General features: G+C 64.7%; 17 protein-coding genes. 10 read left to right on the forward strand and 7 right to left on the reverse strand.

Going from position 1 to position 15,629, the window contains the following annotated elements:
• The first annotated feature begins 1 nt into the window (after nucleotide 1).
• Genes FN976_RS21765 through FN976_RS21785 form a run of 5 tightly spaced genes read left to right on the forward strand, consistent with a single transcriptional unit; the run spans nucleotide 2 to nucleotide 4,328 of the window.
• Complete coding sequence (locus FN976_RS21765; protein ID WP_145895292.1) at nucleotides 2-1,474, forward strand: NADH-quinone oxidoreductase subunit M; 1,473 nt, start codon at nucleotides 2-4, stop codon at nucleotides 1,472-1,474.
• Between the two features lie 18 nt (nucleotides 1,475-1,492).
• The gene (gene nuoN, locus FN976_RS21770; protein ID WP_145895183.1) at nucleotides 1,493-2,980 is read left to right on the forward strand and encodes an NADH-quinone oxidoreductase subunit NuoN; all 1,488 of its coding nucleotides are present in this window, start codon (nucleotides 1,493-1,495) and stop codon (nucleotides 2,978-2,980) included.
• Between the two features lie 18 nt (nucleotides 2,981-2,998).
• On the forward strand, nucleotides 2,999-3,301 hold the full coding sequence (locus FN976_RS21775) for a DUF2818 family protein (protein ID WP_145895184.1): 303 nt from the start codon (nucleotides 2,999-3,001) through the stop codon (nucleotides 3,299-3,301).
• Nucleotides 3,302-3,304: 3 nt separating this feature from the next.
• Nucleotides 3,305-3,877: an NUDIX domain-containing protein gene (locus tag FN976_RS21780; RefSeq protein WP_145895185.1), complete on the forward strand. Its 573-nt coding sequence runs from the start codon at nucleotides 3,305-3,307 to the stop codon at nucleotides 3,875-3,877.
• A 10-nt stretch (nucleotides 3,878-3,887) separates the two neighbouring features.
• Nucleotides 3,888-4,328 (forward strand): DUF1178 family protein, encoded by a 441-nt coding sequence (locus tag FN976_RS21785; protein ID WP_145895186.1) that lies wholly within the window; start codon nucleotides 3,888-3,890, stop codon nucleotides 4,326-4,328.
• A gap of 111 nt (nucleotides 4,329-4,439) precedes the next feature.
• On the opposite strand, the gene FN976_RS21790 is transcribed toward FN976_RS21785, so the two are convergent.
• From FN976_RS21790 to FN976_RS21810, 5 genes are all read right to left on the reverse strand, one after another.
• Nucleotides 4,440-5,657, reverse strand: coding sequence for a multidrug effflux MFS transporter (locus FN976_RS21790; protein ID WP_145895187.1), 1,218 nt, complete (start codon nucleotides 5,655-5,657; stop codon nucleotides 4,440-4,442).
• A 12-nt stretch (nucleotides 5,658-5,669) separates the two neighbouring features.
• The gene (locus FN976_RS21795; RefSeq protein ID WP_145895188.1) at nucleotides 5,670-6,371 is read right to left on the reverse strand and encodes an SDR family oxidoreductase; all 702 of its coding nucleotides are present in this window, start codon (nucleotides 6,369-6,371) and stop codon (nucleotides 5,670-5,672) included.
• A gap of 10 nt (nucleotides 6,372-6,381) precedes the next feature.
• Nucleotides 6,382-7,158 carry an SDR family NAD(P)-dependent oxidoreductase gene (locus FN976_RS21800; protein WP_145895189.1) on the reverse strand — a complete coding sequence of 259 codons (777 nt, stop codon included), beginning with the start codon at nucleotides 7,156-7,158 and terminating at the stop codon, nucleotides 6,382-6,384.
• Between the two features lie 152 nt (nucleotides 7,159-7,310).
• Nucleotides 7,311-8,195: a formyltetrahydrofolate deformylase gene (purU, locus tag FN976_RS21805; RefSeq protein WP_145895190.1), complete on the reverse strand. Its 885-nt coding sequence runs from the start codon at nucleotides 8,193-8,195 to the stop codon at nucleotides 7,311-7,313.
• Nucleotides 8,196-8,226: 31 nt separating this feature from the next.
• On the reverse strand, nucleotides 8,227-10,407 hold the full coding sequence (locus FN976_RS21810; RefSeq protein ID WP_255440723.1) for an SLC26A/SulP transporter family protein: 2,181 nt from the start codon (nucleotides 10,405-10,407) through the stop codon (nucleotides 8,227-8,229).
• A 183-nt stretch (nucleotides 10,408-10,590) separates the two neighbouring features.
• Here FN976_RS21810 and FN976_RS28980 point away from each other — a divergent pair, with 183 nt between their 5' ends.
• Complete coding sequence (locus FN976_RS28980) at nucleotides 10,591-10,830, forward strand: AbrB/MazE/SpoVT family DNA-binding domain-containing protein (protein ID WP_186511079.1); 240 nt, start codon at nucleotides 10,591-10,593, stop codon at nucleotides 10,828-10,830.
• A 54-nt stretch (nucleotides 10,831-10,884) separates the two neighbouring features.
• Here the strand turns inward: FN976_RS28980 and FN976_RS21820 are convergent, their stop codons facing one another.
• The gene (locus FN976_RS21820; RefSeq protein ID WP_145895193.1) at nucleotides 10,885-11,118 is read right to left on the reverse strand and encodes a DUF4926 domain-containing protein; all 234 of its coding nucleotides are present in this window, start codon (nucleotides 11,116-11,118) and stop codon (nucleotides 10,885-10,887) included.
• A gap of 3 nt (nucleotides 11,119-11,121) precedes the next feature.
• Entirely contained in the window at nucleotides 11,122-11,547 is a 426-nt protein-coding gene (locus FN976_RS29800) for a DUF6883 domain-containing protein (RefSeq protein ID WP_432417884.1), read from the reverse strand.
• Between the two features lie 281 nt (nucleotides 11,548-11,828).
• On the opposite strand from FN976_RS29800, the gene FN976_RS21830 reads away from it, so the two are divergent.
• The 4 genes from FN976_RS21830 to FN976_RS21845 all read left to right on the forward strand — a co-directional run bounded on the left by FN976_RS21830 (nucleotide 11,829) and on the right by FN976_RS21845 (nucleotide 15,609).
• Complete coding sequence (locus FN976_RS21830; protein ID WP_145895195.1) at nucleotides 11,829-12,614, forward strand: helix-turn-helix transcriptional regulator; 786 nt, start codon at nucleotides 11,829-11,831, stop codon at nucleotides 12,612-12,614.
• Nucleotides 12,529-12,735 (forward strand): WCX domain-containing protein, encoded by a 207-nt coding sequence (locus FN976_RS29805; RefSeq protein ID WP_489885984.1) that lies wholly within the window; start codon nucleotides 12,529-12,531, stop codon nucleotides 12,733-12,735. Before FN976_RS21830 ends, FN976_RS29805 begins: the two co-directional genes overlap by 86 nt.
• Before the next feature lie 78 nt (nucleotides 12,736-12,813).
• Nucleotides 12,814-13,173 carry a nucleotide pyrophosphohydrolase gene (locus FN976_RS21840; protein WP_255440691.1) on the forward strand — a complete coding sequence of 120 codons (360 nt, stop codon included), beginning with the start codon at nucleotides 12,814-12,816 and terminating at the stop codon, nucleotides 13,171-13,173.
• A gap of 3 nt (nucleotides 13,174-13,176) precedes the next feature.
• Nucleotides 13,177-15,609, forward strand: a complete 2,433-nt coding sequence (locus FN976_RS21845) for a DNA/RNA helicase domain-containing protein (protein ID WP_145895198.1) — start codon at nucleotides 13,177-13,179, stop codon at nucleotides 15,607-15,609.
• Nucleotides 15,610-15,629 lie beyond the last annotated feature (20 nt).

Here is a 15,629-nt window from a genome sequence, read left to right on the forward strand (position 1 = left end):
GATGGGACTCTTGAGCCTGGCCATCTGGACGCCGATCGTCTTCGGCGTGCTGCTGCTGGCACTGGGCCGCGACGACCAGGCGCGCACCGTGCGCTGGGTGGCGCTGGTCGGTGCCGTCATCAGCTTCCTGGTGACGCTGCCCCTGTACGGCGCGTTCGACGTGACCACCTCGGCGATGCAGTTCGTCGAGAAGGTCCGCTGGATCGACCGCTTCAACGTGCACTATCACCTGGGGCTGGACGGTATCTCCTTCTGGTTCGTGCTGCTCACCGCCTTCATCACCGTCGTGGTGGTCATCGCCGGGTGGGAAGTCATCACGGAGCGCGTCAACCAGTACATGGGTGCGTTCCTGATCCTGTCGGGCCTGATGATCGGCGTGTTCTGCGCGCTCGACGCCGTGCTGTTCTACACGTTCTTCGAGGCCACGCTGATCCCGATGTACCTGATCATCGGCATCTGGGGCGGGCCCAACAAGATCTATGCGGCGTTCAAGTTCTTCCTCTACACGCTGCTCGGCTCGCTGCTGATGCTGATCGCGCTGGTGTACCTCTACACCAAGTCCAACGGCAGCTTCGACATCGCCACCTGGCACCAGCTCAAGCTGTCATCCACTGCGCAGACGCTCCTCTTCTTCGGCTTCTTCTCGGCCTTCGCCGTCAAGGTGCCGATGTGGCCGGTGCACACCTGGCTTCCCGACGTGCACGTGGAGGCGCCCACCGGCGGCTCCGCCGTGCTGGCGGCCATCATGCTGAAGCTGGGTGCCTACGGCTTCCTGCGCTTCTCGATGCCGATCGCGCCGGACGCCGCGCGCGAATGGGCCTGGCTGATGATCGGGCTGTCGATCATTGCCGTCATCTACGTCGGCCTGGTGGCGATGGTGCAGCAGGACATGAAGAAGCTGGTGGCCTATTCGTCGGTCGCCCACATGGGCTTCGTCACGCTGGGCTTCTTCATCTTCAACGACCTCGGCGTGGCCGGCGGCATCGTGCAGATGATCGCCCACGGTTTCGTCTCGGGCGCCATGTTCCTGTGCATCGGCGTTCTGTACGACAGGGTGCATTCGCGCGACATCGCGGCCTATGGGGGGGTGGTCAACACCATGCCCAACTTCACGGCCTTCGCGGTGTTGTTCGCCATGGCCAACTGCGGCCTGCCCGCCACCGCCGGGTTCGTCGGCGAGTGGATGGTGATCCTGGGTGCGGTCAAGGCCAACTTCTGGCTCGGTGCACTGGCCTCCACGGCCCTCGTCTTCGGCGCCGCCTACACGCTGTGGATGGTGAAGCGCGTGTACTTCGGCCCCATCGCCAACGATGACGTGAGGGCGCTGACAGACATCAATGCGCGCGAGTTCCTGATGCTCTCGCTGCTGGCCATCGCCGTGCTCTACATGGGCATCCACCCGAAACCCTTCACCGACGTGATGAACGTGTCGGTCGCCGACTTCCTGAAGCACGTAGCGGCTTCGAAGCTCTAAGCACAGGAAGCATCTCAAATGATCGACAAACTGAGCCTGATCATCGTCTCGCCCGAGATCGTGCTGCTCACCATGGCCTGCGTGATCGCCATCGCCGACCTGAGCGTCACGTCGCGCCTGCGCACCGCGACCTACTGGCTGACCATGGCCACCCTCGGTGTGGTGGCGTACTTCACGGCCTTCTTCGCCACGGAAGGCCAGACGATCTACGCCTTCGGCCGCATGGTGGTGAGCGACCCCATGGGCAACTGGCTGAAGTGCTTCGCCACGCTGGCCATGATGGTCTGCCTGGTCTACGGCCGTCCCTACGCGGGCGACCGCGACATGCTGCGCGGCGGCGAGATGTTCACGCTGGCGATGTTCTCGCTGCTCGGCATCTTCGTCATGATCTCCGGCAGCAACTTCCTGGTGATCTACCTCGGCCTGGAACTGCTCACGCTCTCCAGCTATGCGCTGGTGGCGCTGCGGCGCGACCATGCCACGGCGACCGAAGCGGCCATGAAGTACTTCGTGCTGGGTGCGATGGCCAGCGGCTTCCTGCTGTACGGGCTGTCGATGCTTTATGGCGCGACCGGCTCGCTCGACGTCGGCACCGTCTCCAAGATCATCGCCACCGGCCAGGTGAAGCACCAGGTGCTGGTGTTCGGCCTGGTGTTCGTCGTCGCCGGCCTGGCCTTCAAGCTGGGCGCCGCGCCGTTCCACATGTGGATCCCGGACGTCTACCAGGGCGCGCCGACGGCCGTGACGCTCATGATCGGCAGCGCGCCCGAACTCGCCGCCTTCGCCATCTGCATCCGCTTGCTGGCCGAAGGATTGATGCCGCTGGCCATGGACTGGCAGCAGATGCTGATGGTGCTGGCCGTGGCATCCCTCTTCATCGGCAACTTCGCCGCCATCGCGCAGACCAACCTGAAGCGCATGCTGGCCTACTCCACCATCGGCCAGATGGGCTTCGTGCTGCTGGGCCTGCTGTCGGGGGTCGTCAACGGCAGCACCGCACCGGCCGCCAACGCCTACAGCTCGGCGATGTTCTACATCGTCACCTACGTGCTCACCGCATTGGCGAGCTTCGGCGTGATCCTGCTGCTGGCGCGCGAGGGCTTCGAAAGCGACGAGATCGCCGACCTTGCCGGCCTGAACCAGCGCAGCCCGCTCTATGCCGCCATCATGGCGATCTGCCTGCTGTCGCTGGCCGGGGTGCCACCCATGGTGGGCTTCTACGCCAAGCTGGCCGTGCTGCAGTCGCTGGTGGTGTCGGGCAGCCCGATCTACATCGGGCTGGCGGTCTACGCGGTGCTGATGTCGCTGGTGGCCGCGTTCTACTACATCCGCGTCATCAAGGTCATGTACTTCGATGCGCCGATCACGGCGACCACCGTCGCCGCGCCGCTCGACGTGCGGGTGGTGCTCACGATCAACGGCGCGTTGATCCTGGTGCTGGGCATCCTGCCGGGTGGCCTGATGACCCTGTGCGCGCAGGCCATCCTCCGCACACTGAATACCTGAACCGGCTGGCAGGGCACCGTGTCCCAAACCGCATCCGTCTGGACGGTGCTGGTCCTGGCCTTCCTGGGGGCCAACCTGCCTTTCGTCTCGCAGCGCCTGTTCGGGGTGCTCGCGCTGAAGCAGCCCAAGAGCCTCCCGCTGCGCCTGGCGGAACTCGTCGTGCTGTACTTCGTCGTCGGCGGCATCGGCCTGATGCTCGAGAAGCACGCGGGCCAGATCGCGCCGCAGCGCTGGGAGTTCTACGCGATCACCGGCACGCTGTTTCTCACGTTCGCCTTTCCCGGATTCGTCTGGCGCTATCTCGCCAAGCACAAGAAGTGACCCATGCCTGACGACAAGCACCTGATCGAAACGACCACCGCCTCGGAGCAGCTGGTCAAAGGCCACTTCCTGCATGCGGTGCGCGATACCGTGCGCCTGCCCGACGGCGGCAGCGCCACCCGCGAGTACATCCTGCATCCCGGCGCGGTCTGCATCGTGCCGATCCTGGACGACGGCCGGCTGGTCATGGAGCGCCAGTACCGCCACCCGATCGGCCAGGTGGTGATCGAATTCCCGGCCGGCAAGGTCGACCCGGGTGAGGACAGGCTGGCCTGCGCCAAGCGCGAGCTGCTGGAAGAGACCGGCTATGTGGCGCGCGAATGGGCCTTCGCGGCCACGATGCACCCCACCATGGCCTATTCCAACGAGTTCATCGACATCTGGTTCGCCCGCGGGCTGACCCTCACCGAGCGCAAGCTCGATGAAGGCGAGTTCCTCGAGGTGATCACCGCCACGCCCCAGGAGCTGTTGGCATGGTGCCGCGATGGCATCGTGCGGGATTCCAAGACGCTGGCGAGTGCGCTCTGGCTGCAGAACGTCCTGGCGGGGACTTGGGATTTGGCCTGGAAGCCATAATCTGGGTTCCATGAAGGTCCTCAATCTCCAGTGCAGTCATGCCCACGGCTTCGAGGGCTGGTTCGCGTCGGAAGACGAATTCCAGTCGCAGCTGGCGCGCGGCCTGGTCGAGTGCCCGATGTGCGGTGATGCGGCGGTCGCCAAGCTGCCCAGCGCACCACGGCTGAACCTGGGCGCCGCTGCTCCGGCGGAACCCAAGCGCGACGTCGTCGCCACCGCCGATCCGGACATGCAGGCCGCCTGGATGAAGATGGTGCGCCATGTCATGGCCAACACCGAGGACGTCGGCGAGCGCTTCGCCGAGGAGGCCCGCCGCATCCACTACGGCGAGAGCGAGGAGCGCAGCATCCGCGGGCAGGCTTCGCGCGCGGAGACCGATTCACTGCTGGAGGAGGGGATCACGGTGTTGCCGCTGCCGATCCCGAAGGCGCTGAAGGGGCCGCTGCAGTAGCCCGAGGGCCGTCATCCCAGCGCAGGCTGGGATCCAGGCCTTGGAGCGTCTCGGCCTCACGGCAAAGTCCTCCTGGATCCCTGCCTACGCAGGGATGACATCCGGGGGGAGCTACCTCCCCGTCTCCGGCCACCGCCTCCGCAAGAACACCCACGCCACCAGCCCGATACTCATCATCCCCAATGACGTCCAGGCCAGCGCCTGCGTCGAGTGCATCACCAGCGGCGCGATGATCCCCGCGACGATGCCGTTCGCGGACGACCCCACGAAAGCCTGCAGCGACGAAGCCATGCCGCGGCGCTCGGGGTGCAGATCCAGCACCAGCAGCGTGACCACCGGCACCATCAGCGCCCAGCCGAACGCGAACACGGCGATTGGCCACAGCGCCCATGCCGGGTTCGGCGCCCACACCTCGTTGGCCACCACGTTCGCCACCGACACCAGCAGCATCACGACGAACCCGTGGCGGATCTGCTTCTTCGGCGCGATCTTCCCAGCCAGCCGGCCGCTGGCGAACGAGCCCACCATGATGCCGCCGACCGTGAGCACGAAGAACCAGAAGAACTCGGTCGGCTCCAGCCGCAGGTGCTCGCCCAGGAACGCCGGCGCCGACAGCACGTAGAGGAACATGCCGTTGAACGGGATCCCGCTGGCCAGTGCCAGCAGGAAGAAACGCGGGTTGGAGACCAACTGCGCATAGCCGCGCATCAGGTTCGGCACGTTGAAGGGTTGCCGCTGCGAATCGTGCAGCGTCTCCGGCAGCAGCTTGTAGTTGGCTGTCCAGAGCAGCACGCCCACCCCGGTGAGGAACCAGAAGATGCTGTGCCAGTCCGCGTAGACAAAGAGCCAGCCGCCGATGATGGGCGCGACGGCGGGCGCCACGCCGAAGTAGATCGTGACCTGGCTCATCACCTTCTGCGCCTGGTCCGGCGGGAACATGTCGCGGATCACCGCACGCGACACGACGATGCCGGCGCCCGTCGACAAGCCCTGCAAGGCCCGGAAGAACACCAGTTGCCCGACCGTCTGCGACAAGGCGCAGCCGGCGGAAGCGAGCGTGAACACGCCGATGCCCCACAGCACCACCGGCCGCCGCCCCAGGCTGTCCGACAGCGCGCCGTGGAACAGGTTCATGAAGGCGAAGCCGAACAGGTACGCCGAAAGCGTCTGCTGCATCTCCACCGGCGTGGCCTTCAGGGCCTTGGCGATCCCCGCGAAGGCGGGGATGTACGTATCGATCGAGAACGGGCCGAGCATGCCGAGCACGGCGAGCAGCAGCGCGAGGGCCCAGCGGGGCGCCTGCCAGATCTTTGCGGCATCGGGATTCATGCGCTGCGGCCCCTAGAGCGAACGCATGAGCCCGCCGTCCACGCGCAGGTTCTGGCCCGTGATGTAGGCGGCGCCTTCCGAAGCCAGGAAGGCGATCGTCGCGGCGATCTCCTCGCTCTTGCCGTAGCGTCGCAGCGGCACGCTTTCACGCCTCGCCTCCGACGCCGGCAGGCTGTCGATCCACCCCGGCAGCACGTTGTTCATCCGGATGTTGAATTGCGCATGCGTGTCGCTGAAGACCTTCGTGAACGCGGCCAGCCCAGCGCGGAAGACGCCGGAGGTCGGGAACAGCTCGCTCGGCTCGAAAACCCAGGCGGTGGAGATGTTGATGATCGCGCCGCCTTGCTGCGCTTTCATGATGGGCGTGACCAGGCGCGTCGCACGGACCACGTTCAGCAGGTAGGTTTCCATGCCCTTGTGCCAATCCTCGTCGGAGATCTCGAGGACCGGCCCCTTGGGCCCGTGGCCGGCGCTGTTGACGAGGACGTCGACACGGCCCCAGCGTGACATCGCGAGATCGACGAGTTGACCAAGTGCCTCGTTCGACTGGTTCGAGCCCGTGACGCCCACGCCCCCGAGTTCTTTCGCGAGGGCTTCGCCTTTGCCGGACGAGGACAACACCCCGACCTGAAAGCCGTCGGCCGCCAGGCGGCGCGCGGCCGCCGCGCCCATGCCGCTGCCACCGGCGGTGATCAGGGCCACTTTGTCTGTCATGTCGAGGCTCTCAGAACTTGGTATAGCCGCCGTCGATGAGGAACTGCTCCCCGGTGGCGTAGGCTGATGCTTCGCTGGCGAGGTAGACGGCGATGCCGCCGAAGTCATCGATGTCGCCCCAGCGCCGCATGGGAATGCGTGGCATCACCGCATTGGCGAACTTCTCGTTCTCCACGGAGTGCTGCGTCATGTCGGTGACGATCCAGCCCGGCAGGATGGAATTGACGCGGATGCGGTGCCGCGCGAGTTCCATCGCCAGCGCGCGAACGTAGGACGACACAGCTCCTTTCGAGGCGCCGTAGTGGCTGTTGCGCCCCGCGCCTTCGACGGCCGCCGTGCTCGACGTGGCCACCAGCGAACCGCCGGCACCGCGCCCGATCATGTAGCGCGCCGCCGCGCGAAAGGTGAGGAACACGCCCTCGACGTTGACGCGCTGCACGCGCCGGAACTCTTCGAGTGTCATGTCGACCAGCGCCGTGCCCTTGCCGCCCACCCCGGCGTTGGCGAAGCAGGCGTCGACCTGCCCGAGGGCGTCCACCGACTTCTGGAACGTGGCGTCGACCTGCGCTTCGTCGCTGACGTCGCAGACGAAACCGTGGACGCGGGACGCGTCGCCGCATTCCTCAGCCAGCGAGGCCACGGCCTTGTGCGTCTTCTCGTCGTTGGAGCCCCAGATGGCGACCCAGGCACCGGCCGCCAGGAGGGCGCGTGCCATGCCGTAGCCGATGCCGCCGTTGCCGCCGGTGATGACGACGCCGCGGTTGCGGAGATCGAAGGGGGTGTACATGGGTTTTTGCTCCTGCGTCTTGTGGAGACTGTAGCGAATCTTCAAGACTTGTCATGCCGGATTCGATCCGGCATCCATCTTGGCGAGTCAGGGTTGCATGGATGCCGGACCAAGTCCGGCATGACAGACCCGTAGGACGGCCGCCCCAGCCCCTACTCAAACACCACCGTCCGATTCCCCAACACAATCACCTTCCTCTGCAGATGCCGCCAGATCGCGCGCGACAGCACGATCTTCTCCAGGTCCCTCCCGAGCCGCACCAGGTCCGCGACCGAATGCCGATGGCTCACCCGCTGCACATCCTGCTCGATGATCGGCCCAGCATCCAGCGTCTCCGTCACATAGTGGCTCGTCGCCCCGATCATCTTCACCCCACGCTCCCGCGCTGAGTGATACGGCTTCGCCCCCGGAAACGCGGGCAGGAACGCGTGGTGGATGTTGATGACGTTGTTGGGATACGCCTGCACGAAGCGCCCGCTCAGGATCTGCATGTAGCGCGCCAGCACGATGAAGTTGATGCGCTCCTGCTTCAGCAGTTCGAGCTGGCGCGTCTCCACTTCCTCCTTGGTGTCCTTGGTCATCGGGAAATGGTGGAACGGCACGCCGAACTGGCGCGCCACCGGCTCCAGGTCCAGGTGGTTGCCCACCACCAGCGGCACTTCCACCTGCCATTCGCCTGAGCTCACGCGCGCGAGGATGTCGTAGAGGCACCAGGGATCGCGCGAAACGAACAACGCCATTCGCAACGGCCGGTCGGAGTAGTGCAGCGACCATTCAGCGGCCGGGCTCTTGCCGCCGATGACGGCCAGGCGCTTGGCCACGTCGGCGTCGGTCAGCGTCATGTCGCTCGCATCCCATTTGAGGCTGGTGAAGTACTGTCCCTCCTCGGCCTCCACATGCTGGTCGTGGTAAAGGATGCGGCCGCCGTGGGCCTGGACCAGTTGCGTGAGTTCAGCCGCGACGCCCGCGCGCAAGGGGCAGCGCAGCAGCAAGCTGGCGTGGCGGGGGGCGCGCGGGGAGTCCGGGGAAGGGTTCATGCGACGAGTCTCGCGGATGGCCGGGGATTTGTCACGCAGCCAGCCGATGCAGCATCTGGTTGGCTCGCCGCATGCGGAACCCCAGTTCGCGCCCCAGGTTCACCAGCAGCCGGATGGCGACGGCGGGCTCGCGCGCCTGCATGTCGCGGAAACTGCCGGCCGACAGCACCAGGCAGACCAGCGGCCAGTCCGCTACGACGGTGGCCGAGCGCGAGCCGCTGTCCAGGAGCGCGAGTTCGCCGATGGTGGCGCCTGGCGCGAACGTGGCGAGGCGCAATGGCTCGGCACCGCGCTGATGCAGCATCGCGGTAGCCCGGCCCTGCATCACGATGAAGAGCTCGGTGCCGAAGTCGCCCTGCGCGAACACCGTCGCGCCCGCGGCGAACCGACGCTCGACGAAGAAGCTCCGCAGGATCTCCCGCTCGCGCGCATCGAAGTTGCGCGCGAGTTCCAGCGTCTCGAACGTGATCGGCTGCAGCACAGCGGGCGTCGGCCGCAGCGTGGCCAGCAAGTCGTCTTCCGCCGCTTCGATGGCCAGGTCCAGGTCGGGCGTGCCGGTGGGCCGGCGCCGGTCCGCGGCCAACCCCAGATCCGCCATCGCGCCCGCCACCACGCTGCCCGCGCGCAGGCCGCTGAAGCGCACACTGCATCCGGCACGCGTCAAGTCCTGGTGCAGCTGCAGCAGCACGCGCGCGCCGGTGCTGTCCAGGTCGTTCACGCGCCGGAAATCCAGGATCACGGCAAAGGCGTCCTCGCCGGCCACCTCGCGCACCGTGCGCGCCAGCGCCTCGGAACTGCCGAAGAACAGCGGACCCTCCAGCTCGAACACGGTGATGCGCGCGCCATGCCGCGCCAGCAGGTTCATCGAAAGCGCGTCGCGGCTCTGGTGCGAGCGCACCTCGTCGCAGCGGTAGTGGCGGCGCACCACCGAGCGGCTCATGCGCAGCAGGAAGAGCCCCACGGCGATCAGCACGCCGATGAAGACGGCCGCCACGATGTTCACCGCCACCGACAACAGCGTCACCACGAAGACGACGCCGAGTTCCAGCAACAGGCCGCGCCGGCGCGGCCCGGCGTCCGTGCGGACCCGCCGCAAGACCTGCAGCGTCCACGTGTCAAAGTGCTGGATGGCGATGACGGCGATCACCGCCGACAGCGCCACCCGCGGCAGCAACCCCACCAGCGGCAGCAGGAACAGCATCGTGAGCAGGATCACCAGCGCGTTCACCAGCACCGACGCCGCGCCGCGCGCGCCTTGTGCGCGATTCAGGGTGCTCGGGCCGATGTTGACGCCGGCGGTGATGCCGCCGGCCAGCGCCGCCACCATGTTGCCCAGGCCCAGGCGGACCAGCTGCCTGTCGCTCTCGCGGGGGCTGTTGCCCTCCGGCGCGACGATGCGCTCGCACAGCAGCGCGTCCAGGGAGGCGATGAAGGCCAGCCCCAGGGCGGCCGGCACCATCACCCAGGCCAGCGGCCAGTGCGCGGCGCCCGGCATCAGATTCCAGAGCGCGTTCACATCCAGCGGACGCAACATCGCGGGCAGACCGCCGATCAGCGGGCCGAGGGCGGCGCGAAATCCGAAGGCCGCCAGCGCGTACCAGGCCAGCGTGCCGGCGGCCAGCCCCAGTAGCAAGGCCGGCACGCGCGGGAACCAGCGCTTGCCTTTCCACATGACCAACACGGCGACTGCCGCCACCACTAGCGTCAGCGGGTGGGCCTGGCCCAGCTGCGCCGGAACCTCCATGAACCCCGTCGTGACCGGCATGCCCAGCAGCGTGCTGGCCTGCACCAGCAACAGCAGCAGCGCTGCCGCATTCTGGAAGCCGGCCATCACGGGGTAGGGCGTGAACTTGATCAGCGAGCCCAGGCGTACCAGGCCGAACAGCGCCTGGAAGGCGCCGCCCAGGAACACGATCCCCATGAAGACGGCCAGCACCATCGGCAGGCCGCCGTCCTGCAACGCGGGCACCGGCGAGTGCGACAGCGCGAAGAGCACCGAGCCGAGATAGAACGTGGTGGTGACGCGCGGCGCGTAGACGGTGGTGGAACGGTTGCCCGTGAGCACGCACACCACGCCGGCGATGAAGGCACTCCACAGCCCGGCCAGCACGCCGTGGCCGAAGTAGGCCTCGCCGAGCGCGACGAAGGCGAACATGCCGAAACCCATGGCGAGCGGAATGGCGACCAGGCGAGACGATGCCGCCGCGGAGATCGGCCGCGATCCAGCTGGGGCGGCTCGGTGGCGGCTTCATGGCGGATGAGAGTGTGGCGGCAAGTGGGGGCAAGCTGCGCTCCTGGTGAGCCGGGGGAGGCGGCCACCGGTGGGCAAGATACTGGAAACGGGCGGTTCGGGGTACAGTCCTTCCGGACTAGAACCAGCCGCCTGGAGGCAGCGATGCAGGTCGAAATTCAGAAATGGGGCAAGAGCGGCGCCGTCCGCCTGCCCGCCGCCGTCATGCAGGAGGTGAACGTCGCCTTGGGCGACCAACTAGAACTTCAGACGCTGGACGGGAAGATCGTGCTGATCCCCACTCTCCGCGGGTACCGCTTGGACGATCTGATTCAAGGGATCACGAAAGCCAACCTGCATGCTTCGGTGGAGTTCGGCACCTCCGTCGGTCGCGAAGTGCAGTGACCCGTGGTAACGAGCCGGCGGTGCCCGACCAGGGCGCTCGCCGGCGGCCGACACTCAGCCGGCCGCCCCCTCCAAAGTCCGAACGGCGATAACGTCTCGATCACCCACATGCCGGATGTCTTCCGCATGAAGCGTTAGCAAGGCCTGGGTTCGTCCGGACGCAGCAACGAACTCAACCTCCATGGCGTCCGGTGCCAGCAGTTCGACAATCGCACCCAAGTCGCCGCGCTGCAAGCCGGCATCGGGCATGTCATGGGTCAAGGCAACGGTGTCTAGCAACTTGTACATGGCTCACCCCGGAAAAACAGTCACCAGCCTCGGAACGTCGTCCCCTGTCGCGATGAGCCAAACAGAGACGAACTTGCCACTTCGGCCGGAAGGCCCCACCAGAGTACCACTGACCTCGTACTTCTGCCCATACCGGCTCATCTGACCAGGAACCGCGGGGTTGGTCTGGCCCAGGGTCAGCAAATCCCTTTGGAGCGTCTCCCATTGGTCCGGGGTGTATCCCAGGGCAGCGAAGACCATCGCTTTGAAGCGGCCGATAGGATGGGACGGGGACAGCAAGTAGTCCCGGACTTTGCTCGGTTCGACAACTGCGCGGTCAGAGTGCGGCAGCATTCTGTCGAGTGTACAGACGGGCACCTCGCGGAGGCAATCAAGATTCCAAGATTCGAGCGCGTCACCCCTGTCCAAACGATCAGCCCCCGGGCTCATCCCGTGAGCTTGCCCAAGCAGACGATCAGGCGTCCTGTCCGAAGTAGCCGCACCATGCCCACCACCGCCCGCCTTCCTCCCTCTCCCGCTTGCGGGAGAGGGGCCGGGGTGAGGGCGTCACGCTTGGCACCGCTCCACCCAGAAACCCCTACCTCCCCCACCCCCTTTCCCAGTAACATCTTCCTTACAAAAGGATGGAGGCCCCGAGTTGAGCGAAGCAGTCCGCCTCTACCAATACAAGCCTTGCTCACCGGCCGCCGCGCCATCCCGCCACCGAGCTGATGGCCCAATTCGAAGTCCCCCGCGCCACCCTCAAGTGCGACATCGCCAAGCTGCGCGACCAGCGCCCGGCACCCCGTCATTCCCGCGGAGGCGGGAATCCAGAGCTTCCTGCACCCTGCAGAAGGCAGTGCATTGGCAGCAGACGACCACTCCCCGGCCTGCGGTTCAGCGCCGAAGAAGTCGTCGCCCTCGTCACCATCCAGCAGCTGCTGGCGCAACTGGCGCCGGGCCTCATCGGCCCCAAGCTGCGCCCGCTACAGGCTCGGCTGGACGAACTGATGGCCAAAGAGGGCCTGAGCGGCGAAGTCGTCGCCAAGCGCATCCGCCTGCTGCATGCCGGCAAGCGCAAGCTGAAGATCCAGCACTTCGAAGCCGTGGCCGCCGCCACCATGGGCCGCAAGCGCATCCAGGTGAAGCACTTCAATCGCCAGACCGGCGAGACGCTGGAGCGCGAACTCTCCCCGCAACGCCTGGTGCACTACCGAGACAACTGGTATGTGGACGCCTGGTGCCACCTGCGCCAAGACCTGCGCAGCTTCGCCGTGGACGCGCTGGCCGAGGCGCATGTGCTGGCCACCGCGGCCAAGGAGGTGAGCACCCGCAGCCTGGACGAACGCTTAGTGGCAGGGGTTTGGCATCTTCAACGGCAAGCCGAAGCACATGGCGGTGCTGAAGTTTTCGGCGGAGCGGGCGCGGTGGGTGCGCCGGGAGCAGTGGCATCCGCAGCAAGAGGGCCGGGACGAGGCGGATGGGGGGTATGTGCTGAGCGTGCCGTATTCGGATGATCGGGAGTTGCTGGGGGATGTGTTGAGGTTTGGGGAGGATGTGGAGGTGGTGGGGCCGGGGGAGCTGCGGACGACGCGGGTGCAGAGGGCGTTGCTGGCGTCCGCGGCCCGGTACGCCTGAGCATTGAGTGGGGATGCCGGTGCCTCCGCGATCGTGTAAGGTCGCTTCAACCAAGCTGCGCTGACTTGCTGCAGCAAAATGGAAGGCAAGATGTCAGACCTACGTGAACTGGCCGAAAAGGTCGTCTGCTTCCGAGATGAGCGTGAGTGGAAGCAGTTCCATAACCCCAAGGATTTGGCGCTCTCACTATCGTTGGAAGCATCTGAGCTGCTGGAGATTTTTCAGTGGAAAGAAGGCCCTGCCATTCAACAAGTGGCGAAGGATCGCCAGCAAGAAGTCGCGGATGAACTCGCTGACGTGCTGTCCTATTTGCTCCTCATGGCGCATGACACCGGCATTGATCTGGAGTCTGCGCTCTTGTCAAAGCTTGCGGCCAATGCGAGCAGATACCCGATCGAGAAGGCGCGTGGCTCGAGCAAGAAATACTCGGACCTCTAGGCCGTGATCATCTACCAGGCCGAGAAGCAGCAGTTCCTGACGGACGTCTTCCAGAACGATATTGAGGAAGTGGTCCTCGATCAGTATCGACGTCGAACCGGTGGAAGTGTGTCGAAAAGCCAAGTGCAAGCTTGGGCCTCCTCGCTTGCGTACATGGGCAAGGTTCTGAATGACGATGGAGTTCCGGACGATTGCGGCGTTGCGATCGAATACACCATTCCGCAGTCTGCAAAGCGCGTCGATTTCCTGCTCACTGGGAAGACGGCTGATGAGCGCTCTTGCATGATCATCGTCGAACTCAAGCAATGGAGTTCGGCGCGGAAGACGGACAAGGACGCCGTCGTGTGGGCGAGGTTCGCCCATGGCGAAACGGAAGTGAGCCACCCGTCGTACCAAGCGTGGTCATACGCTGCTTTGCTCCAGGGCTTTAACGAAGCCGTCTACGAGGGGGGCATTCAACTAGTGCCGTGTGCCTACTTGCACAACTATCCGCCGCCAGCGGACGCAATCACGCACGACTTCTACCGGCACCACGTGGAACGCGCTCCACTTTTTCTTGAAGGGGCTGACGAGCGCCAGCGCCTTCGGGATTTCATTCGGCAGCACGTTCGCCAAGGCGACAAAGGCCACGCGCTGTATGAAGTCGAAAAGGGGCGTATCCGTCCTTCCAAGAGTCTGGCGGACGGCTTGCTTGGAATGCTGAAAGGGAACGAGGAGTTCGTTCTCCTCGACGACCAGAAGCTCGTTTTCGAGGCGGCGATGAAGCAAGCCCGAAAGGCACAGAATGGTGAAAAGCAGGTCTTGATCGTTGAAGGTGGACCCGGCACAGGGAAGTCGGTCGTCGCCGTCCATCTGCTCGTCGCTCTGACGGGCGCTGGATTGGTCGCCAAGTACGTGACCAAGAATGCTGCACCCCGAGCGGTATTCGAAGCCCGGCTTACTGGGAGCATGAAGAAAACTGAGATTTCACACATGTTCTCTGGATCCGGTGCGTTCACCGAAACGAAACCGGATGCGTTCGATGGGCTTGTTGTCGACGAAGCGCACCGTCTCAACGAAAAATCGGGACTCTACGGGAACCTTGGAGATCATCAGGTGAAGGAGTTGATCCGGGCGGCGCGATTCACTGTCTTCTTCCTCGATGAAGCCCAAAAGGTGACGTTGAAGGATGTCGGCGACCGGGAGACGATCAAGCATTGGGCGCGAGAGTTCGGCGCACGGGTGAAGGAAGCGTCACTCGCGTCGCAGTTTCGATGCAATGGCTCAGACGGGTACTTGGCTTGGGTCGATCGCAACCTGCAAGTCAGGGAGACCGCGAATCCTGATTTGGATGTGGCGGAGTTCGACTTCCGGGTCGTCGCTTCTCCCGTGGAACTCAGAAATCTCATTATTGAACGCAACAAGGAGAGGAATCGGGCGCGCATGGTGGCCGGGTACTGCTGGGGTTGGCCCAGCAAGAAGGATCCCGCTGCATACGACATCGTCATGCCGGACCATGACTTCAAGGCCCGCTGGAATTTGACGCAGAACGGAAGTCTGTGGATCGTCTCACCGGAGTCGGTGTCTGAGGTGGGATGCATTCACACCTGCCAGGGCTTGGAAGTGGACTACGTTGGCGTGATCATTGGAGATGACTTGATCGTCCGCAACGGCCAGGTCATCACTCGACCGGAGAAGCGAGCCAAATCGGACAAGACCATTCGCGGACTCAAGTCGATGGCGGAGTGCGACCCGGTGAACGCTTCGCGACAGGCCGACGCAATCATTAAGAACACTTACCGGACCTTGATGACACGTGGCATGAAGGGCTGCTATGTCTATTGCACGGATGGCGAGACCGCGGAACACTTTCGACAGCGAATTCGTGGCACCAGACCGACGCAAATCCTACCCATACGAACGTTGCCTATACCTGCGCTCCCGGATGCAGCCAACGATCGACCCTTCCGAGTCTTGCCGATGGGTGAGGTGGTCCGGTTTCGGAATGCTGTCCCCGTCATTCCTTTGAAGATTGCGGCGGGAACGTTCTCATCCATCCAGTCGCTGGACGACAACGATCTGGAATGGGGCGCACCTGTGGATGATGAAGTGTCCATCGGCCCTGACATGTTCATCGCACAGGTGATCGGCGAGTCCATGAATAGAACTATTCCCAACGGGGCGTGGTGCTTATTTCGGACGAAACCGCAGGGAACGCGACAGGGCAAGATCGTGCTTGCACAGCATCGTGACATTTCCGATCCGGAAACGGGCGGAAGCTTTACGGTGAAGGTCTATTCCAGCGAAAAGCAGGTCGGTCCCGACGGGGGCTGGACACATCGACGCGTCGTACTGTCACCAAAATCCCATGATGCAACATATCAGCCAATCATCTTGGATGAGAGCGCTCAAGGGACAGTGTCCATAGTGGCGGAATTCATTGACGTTCTTGCTTAGCGAATCACTGGCGATTGTGC

This window comes from Caenimonas sedimenti (assembly GCF_007833165.1).
Taxonomy (GTDB): domain Bacteria; phylum Pseudomonadota; class Gammaproteobacteria; order Burkholderiales; family Burkholderiaceae_C; genus Ramlibacter; species Ramlibacter sedimenti.